We start from the raw sequence: 6,656 nt of genomic DNA, 5'->3' as shown, positions 1-6,656 counted from the left end.
GCCCGGGGCGGGCGGGCCATGACGCCCTTCTCGATGGGTTCGAAGGCCAGCATGAGGCCGAGGAACACGGCCGTGGTCATGTTGATCCACAGGATCTGCAGGGGCGTGATGGGCAGGGTGGCGCCGGCAACGATGGCGGCGACGATGACCAGTCCTTCGCCGAAATTGGTGGGCAGGGTCCAGGTGATGAACTTCACCAGATTGTCGAAGACGCCCCTGCCCTCCTCCACCGCCGCCTCGATGGCGGCGAAGTTGTCGTCGGTGAGGACCATGGCGGCGGCCTCCTTGGCCACCTCGGTGCCGGTGATGCCCATGGCGATGCCGATATTGGCCTGCTTCAGGGCCGGGGCGTCGTTCACCCCGTCGCCGGTCATGGCCACCACCTGGCCCTGGGCCTGCAGGGCCCGCACCAGGCGCAGCTTCTGTTCCGGCTCGACCCGGGCGAAGACGTTGATCTGCTGCACCGCCGCCTGCAGCCCGGCATCGTCCAGGGCCGCCAGTTCGCCGCCGGAGAGGGCCTGCTCGCCCTCGGCGGCGATGCCGATCTGGCGGGCGATGGCCAGGGCGGTGACGGCATGGTCGCCGGTGATCATCTTGACCCGGATGCCGGCGTTGCGGCAGGCCTTCACCGCCGCCACGGCCTGGGCCCGGGGCGGGTCCATCATGCCGATCAGGCCCAGGTAGTCCAGGCCCTCGCCGGCGATCAGGGAGTCGGCCTCCAGCACGGCCTCGGCCGCCCAGCCGCGGCGGGCCACGGCCAGCACCCGCAGGCCCCGGGCCGCCATCTCCCGGGCCTGGCGCTCGATGGCGGCGGCGTCGGCCGCGGTCAGGGGCACCGGCTGGCCTTCCGCATTGCAGCGGCGGCGGCAGTGGGGCAGCAGCTTTTCCAGGGCGCCCTTGGCATAGACCACCAGGCCGCCGTCGCCCCGGTGCAGGGTGGCCATGTACTGGCGGGCCGAGTCGAAGGGCAGTTCGTCCTGGCGCGGATAGAGGGAAAGCAGGGTGTGTTCGTCCAGCCCGGCCTTGCGCGCCGCCACCAGCAGGGCAGCCTCCGTCGGGTCGCCGCTGATCTGCCAGTGGCGCCCCTCCTTGAAGAGGCCGGCGTCATTGCACAAGGCGGCGGCCAGCAGGGTTTCCCGCAGGGCCGGCTCCGGCGGCGCCTCGTTGCCCAGGCGGCGGCCGCCGATCTCCCCTTCCGGGGCGTAGCCGTTGCCGCTCACCGGGTAGGCGATGCCGCCGGCCACCACTTCCCGCACCGTCATCTGGTTCTCGGTGAGGGTGCCGGTCTTGTCGGAGCAGATCACCGTGGTGCTGCCCAGGGTTTCCACCGCCGGCAGCTTGCGGATGATGGCGCGGCGCTTGGCCATGCGCGAGACGCCGATGGCCAGGGTGATGGTCATGGCCGCCGGCAGGCCTTCGGGAATGGCGCCCACGGCCAGGGCCACCGCCGCCATGAACATCTCGAAAGGGGATTCGCCGCGCCACAGGCCGACGGCAAAGGTGAACAGGGCCAGGGCACCGATGGCCATCAGCAGCCAGTTGGAAAAGGCCGCCATCTTGCGGGTGAGGGGCGTCATCAGGTCCGGCGTCTCGCCCATCAGCTTGGAGATGCGTCCGGTCTCGGTGGCGTCGCCGGTGGCGATGGTGATGCCGGCTCCCTGACCGCTCACCACCATGGTGCCGGCGTAGGCCATGTTGCCCCGGTCCGCCAGCAGGGTTTCCGGCGGCAGGGTCTCGGCGTGCTTGTCGCTGGCCGTGGATTCGCCGGTGAGGGCCGCCTCCATGGCCTTCATCTCCTTGGCCCGGAACAGGCGCAGGTCTGCCGGCACCTTGTCGCCGGCAGCCAGCAGCACCACGTCGCCGGGCACCAGGGCGCGGGAGGGCAGGCGCTTCTTCTCCCCTTCCCGCAGCACCGTCACCTCGCTGGCGACGGAACGGGCCAGGGCCGCCAGGGCGCTCTCCGCCTTGCCTTCCTGGATGAAGCCGATGATGGCGTTGATCAGGGTGACGCCGAAGATGACTCCCGAATCCACCCACTCGCCGAGAAAGGCGGTGACGGCCCCGGCCAGCAGCAGCACCAGCACCAGGGGCTGGGCGAACTGCAGGGCGAAGCGCAACAGGGGACCCTTGCCCGGCTTGGGCGTCAGCCGGTTCTCGCCGTGGGTCTGGCGGCGGCATTCCACCTCGGCCTCCGACAGCCCTTCGGCGCAGGAGGTCTGCCAGTGCTCGGCAACGGCGTCGCCGGAGAGATGGTGCCAGACGGGGGAGGAAGCGGCGGGACGGGGCATGGTGGGCGAGAAGGCAATGACGACAGCCTTATTGTCCGCCCTTTCCCCTTTCCGGTGGAGTACGTCAGGCTCCCGACACGGCCTTGTGCAAACGGCTGCCGCCCAGCCAAGCGGCCAGCCCGGCCAGGCTGACGATGCCGCCGCAGAGGCAGACGCCGCTCCAGCCGGCAGCGCCGTAGGCGGCGGCGGAGACCAGGGAGCCGGCGGCGCCGCCGATGAAATAGCAGGTCATGTAGGCCGCCGTCAGCCGGTTGCGGGCCTCGGGCCGGATGCGGTAGATGGCGCCCTGGTTGCTCACGTGCACGCCCTGCACCGCCAGGTCCAGGGCTAGCACGCCGAGGATCAGGGCCACCAGGGACAGGGGCGCGAAATAGAGGGCGCCCCAGGAGAGCAGCAGCAGCCACCAGCCCAGGGTGGTGGCCCGGTCGCCGTGGCCCCGGTCCGCCAGATGGCCGACGGCGGAGGCGGCCAGGGCGCCGGCGGCGCCGGCCAGGCCGAAGAGGCCGATGGTGACTTCGGAAAAGCCGTAGGCGGGGCCGGCCAGGAGGAAGGCCATGGAAGTCCACAACACGCTGAAGGCGGCGAAGGCGGCGGCGCCGAGGAAGGCCCGCAGGCGCAGGCTCGGCTCCTCCCGGAAGAGGCCGAGCACCGACAGCAGTAGCCGCGGGTAGCTGAGGCCGACGCTGTGCTGGTAGCGGGGCAGGCGCCGGGCCAGCACCAGGGCCGCCAGGGCCATGGCCGCGGCGCCGACCCAATAGACCGTGCGCCAGCCGCCCAGGGTGGCCAGGGCCCCGGCCACGGTACGGGCCAGCAGGATGCCCAGCAGCAGGCCGCTCATCACCGTGCCAACCACCTTGCCGCGCTGGGCCGGCGCCGCCAGGGTCGCCGCCAGGGGCACCAGCACCTGGGCCACCACGGAGAACAGGCCGGCCAGGGCGGTGCCGACGAAGACGCCGGCCATGGAAGGCGACAGGGCGGTGACCAGCAGGCCCGCCGCCGCCAGCAGGGTCATCACCACGATCAGGCGGCGCCGCTCCAGCAGGTCACCCAGGGGCACGATCAGCAGCAGGCCCAGGGCATAGCCCAGCTGGGCCGTGGTGACGATGGCCCCGGCCCCGGCGGCGGACAGCCCCATCTCCCGGGCGATGGCCGGCAGCAGGGGCTGGGCGTAGTAGTTGCCGGCCACGGCCAGGCCGGTGGCGACGGACATGATGGGCACCAGGCCGGGCGTCAGGCCCGGGGTGGCAGGAACGGCGGCAACAGAGGACACGGCAATCTCCAGGGAAAGGTGGGCGCCCCGGTCCCGGCCGGAGCGGCGTTATGTGGCGCCAGTATGGGAATGGCGGATCAATGACGCCAATGCATTGTTATCATCCAACCAATCCATTTTTCAGATTGATCGCCATGAACCTGCGCCAGATCGACTATGCCGTGGCGGTGGCCGAAACCGGCAGCTTCACCCGGGCCGCCGAGCGCTGCCACACGGTGCAATCCGCTCTCAGCCACCAGATCTCCCGCCTGGAGGAGCAGCTGGGAGCCCGCCTCTTCGAGCGCACCTCCCGTCGGGTGGCCCTGACCCCGGCCGGCCGCACCTTTCTCACCCACGCCCGCCAGGTGCAGGAAGCCGCCCGTCGCCTGGGAGACGAAATGGCCGCCGCCACCGGCGAGATCCGGGGCACCCTGACCCTGGGCACCATCTCCACCCTCACCGTGGTGAACCTGCCCGCCCTCCTCGCCGAATTCCACTGCCGCCACCCCCAGGTGGACATCCGCCTGCACACCGGCATGAGCGACCGCCTGCTGGAAGAACTGCGGCAGCAGGAAACCGACGCCGCCTTCATCGGCGTCTGGCCCGGCGAGCCGGTGGCCGGGGTGGACGCCCGCCTCCTCAGCGAAGAGCCCCTGGTGGCTCTGCTCCACCCGGACCACGCTCTGGCCACTCGCAAGCGCCTGAGCCTGGCCGAACTGGCCCGGCAAACCCTGGTGGACTACCAGGCCGGCACCGGCCCCCGGCAACAGACCGACGCCGCCTTCCAAGCCGCCGCCATCGAGCGCCGGGTGACGGTGGAGGTCAATCACGTGGAATGGCTGGAGGCCCTGGTGCGGCAAAACGTCGGCATCGCCCTGGTGCCCCTGGCCACGGCCGCCCACTACCCGGGGCTGGTCACCATCCCGGTCCAGGCCGCGCCCCGCCGCCGGGTCTACTTCGCCTGGGGTCGCCACCCCACCCCCGCCGCCCTCGCCTTCCTCGGGCTGGTGCAGCAGGCGTTGGAGTGAGCGGCGGGACGCTCAGGGCATCCCGGTCTGGGAGGCAGGAGGGACGGACCATTCGGCCATGGCATGGCGGAGAGGGGCGTCGCTGTTGGGATGCGGCGTTGTTGTTGCTGGGATTGCGCGTGCGCGTTTGCCAGCCTGAATCATCAGGCGTAGTGGGCTGATTGACCGCTGTGTTCCGCGCCTGACGCGCGGGTTACTTGTTCTTGTCTCGCCAAGAATAAGTAACCAACAAGAAGGCGAGCCGGTTTGGCGCCGCACAGGGCGGGGATCGGCACTCTCCTAATTCTGCTATTGATCCAAAACGGTAATTGCCTGGGGAAAGCGGATGTGCAACGAGGAGGTCTCCGGCGCTGCGCGGCTTTATCGCACAGCTTTCGGCGGACCGCAGGGTTAGATTTCATTGCGACAGCAAGTCGTCAATTGAGTCAAAACATGCAGCAAGATCTGCATGTAGCTGAGTGCCCGTGAAGACTACGACCGGAATTCCTAAACTGGCTGCCGTATTTCTCTTTATGCTGTCGATGATTCTTTGCGGCTTGGTCTTATGGCTTTCGTGGCCGTCAAGCTCTATAAAGGCTGCCTTCCGTTTCTTGGTGTTTGAAACGAAGAAATCGAATCTGAAATTCTTGGTCTTGACGTTCGCGGGGTCGTCGACTGGTGGCAAGTCTTTATATTCGGCATACGCGAGCCCCTTGTACTCATGGTAATAGAACTTTGCCCTAAATCCACAGACCTCTGGGATCAGAGCTGGGCTCTCCCCGCTGTTGTAGAAGTTGTTCACCCAATGCTCGTAGAACATCTTTTCTATTGGGCTGGTGCTAAGAGCCTCGAGTACCGATGGAAGGTTGGTCTCGTATAAGTCTTGGAGCTGCTGGTCAACATGGTCAACCACCCACGGTCGATGCGGGTATTTCTTCAGTTCTTCCGTTTCTACAAAATTGAAGCCGTGCTTAAGCCCATAGGCAATGTCAAAAAACTTGGACTCGTTCCATCTATATCCAAGTCGGACGCGCTCTACGATCGGTGAGTTTGCACGGGCAACCGGTTTGTCTTTCTCGTATTTCTTCTCCATACGCCCGAGTGCAAATGCCTTCCCGCTAGCCGATATCAACCAACTGTCCGCGATTTCGGAAGTCCATACTTCTTTCCCGCCCTCGTAATGGCGGTTAAATTCGCCGCTTTTCAGAATGGCTTCAAGTTTCTCAACGAAGGATTCGAGCATTTGTTCTGGCGTCCAGACTTTGTGTTGTCTGATATAGGCGTCGATGAACTGTGCAATCTTCCCGTTCGCGTAATATTTGTTTTTTTGATCGAGTTCGTTGTATTCCATCAGGCGCCTTCGGGGCTGAGGTTGAAATCTAACGGTGGAGGTAAGCGGACTGCCGCGCGAGGTGACAACAGGACCACCAAGGCGGGCGTTCGGCAGGTCCGCTTGACCGGATGGTTAGGGCGAAGCCGTTGATCTGCAAAAATTCTCATTCCTTTGCCCCAGCCCTCTTGAGCAATGAAACGATTGCGGAATGCTTTCCCTGCTGCGCGAGAACTAGCGGGGACTCGCCCCATTTATTGAACTCATTAACCTCCGCCCCCGACTTGAGTAGAAGTTCAACGATGGTGATGTGGCCTTTTTGAGCGGCATGCATTAGTGGCGACATATTGTCACCGTCGGGAGCATTGACGTCCGCCCCTGCAGAGATGAGCATTTGGACGATTTCAGCGTGCCCGAGGCGGGCGGCTTGTGTAAGAAACGTGGGCGATGCTCTTGTGTCTTTGCGTTGATTGGCGCCTCCCGGTGCCTTAAGTAAGTCGCTTACCGCCGCAATATCGTTTCTTTGAATTGCCTCATGCATCTTGTCATGCCGACTACCTGCAAAGGCGACAGATGTGAGCGACATTACACAGACGATGAACACTAGAAGGCGTGTCATTTATGTGGCCCTAACTAGTAGTAGACGACAAAAACGTCCAATAAAAACGGGGCTGTCCAATATCCTGGAACACCGGACAGCCGAATCGATTGGCCCGCAACGGATTCAGCAAACCTTCCGTTTACTGGCCCCACTAAAAATCCGTGAAACCGGACAGCCTCAA

5 protein-coding genes are annotated in these 6,656 nt (G+C 65.5%); 1 reads left to right on the top strand and 4 read right to left on the bottom strand.

The genetic code is table 11. The features are described from left to right. Together AC1RTA_RS16115 and AC1RTA_RS16110 are read right to left on the bottom strand one after the other, a co-directional pair. The coding region (locus AC1RTA_RS16115; protein WP_492785316.1) for a cation-translocating P-type ATPase at positions 1 to 2,288 on the bottom strand (2,288 nt) is incomplete at its 3' end. A gap of 64 nt (positions 2,289 to 2,352) precedes the next feature. After that, positions 2,353 to 3,558, bottom strand: a complete 1,206-nt coding sequence (locus tag AC1RTA_RS16110; RefSeq protein WP_492785315.1) for an MFS transporter — start codon at positions 3,556 to 3,558, stop codon at positions 2,353 to 2,355. A gap of 134 nt (positions 3,559 to 3,692) precedes the next feature. Here AC1RTA_RS16110 and AC1RTA_RS16105 point away from each other — a divergent pair, with 134 nt between their 5' ends. Continuing rightward, complete coding sequence (locus tag AC1RTA_RS16105; protein ID WP_492785314.1) at positions 3,693 to 4,565, top strand: LysR family transcriptional regulator; 873 nt, start codon at positions 3,693 to 3,695, stop codon at positions 4,563 to 4,565. Positions 4,566 to 4,962: 397 nt separating this feature from the next. On the opposite strand, the gene AC1RTA_RS16100 is transcribed toward AC1RTA_RS16105, so the two are convergent. Continuing rightward, positions 4,963 to 5,895 (bottom strand): hypothetical protein, encoded by a 933-nt coding sequence (locus AC1RTA_RS16100; protein WP_492785313.1) that lies wholly within the window; start codon positions 5,893 to 5,895, stop codon positions 4,963 to 4,965. 145 nt (positions 5,896 to 6,040) lie between these two features. Then, entirely contained in the window at positions 6,041 to 6,493 is a 453-nt protein-coding gene (locus AC1RTA_RS16095; RefSeq protein WP_492785312.1) for an ankyrin repeat domain-containing protein, read from the bottom strand. Positions 6,494 to 6,656: the final 163 nt, after the last annotated feature.

This window comes from Azospira sp. MPR-E4, from assembly GCF_058809645.1.
The sequence above is the reverse complement of the archived record's forward strand: the minus strand, read 5'-3'. Positions and strand labels throughout refer to the sequence as shown.

Bases quoted from the DNA above. Each gene is read 5' to 3' on its own strand.
- AC1RTA_RS16105 (WP_492785314.1), top strand. From the start codon at position 3,693: ATGAACCTGCGCCAGATCGACTATGCCGTGGCGGTGGCCGAAACCGGC.
- AC1RTA_RS16100 (WP_492785313.1), bottom strand. From the start codon at position 5,895: ATGGAATACAACGAACTCGATCAAAAAAACAAATATTACGCGAACGGG.
- AC1RTA_RS16095 (WP_492785312.1), bottom strand. From the start codon at position 6,493: ATGACACGCCTTCTAGTGTTCATCGTCTGTGTAATGTCGCTCACATCT.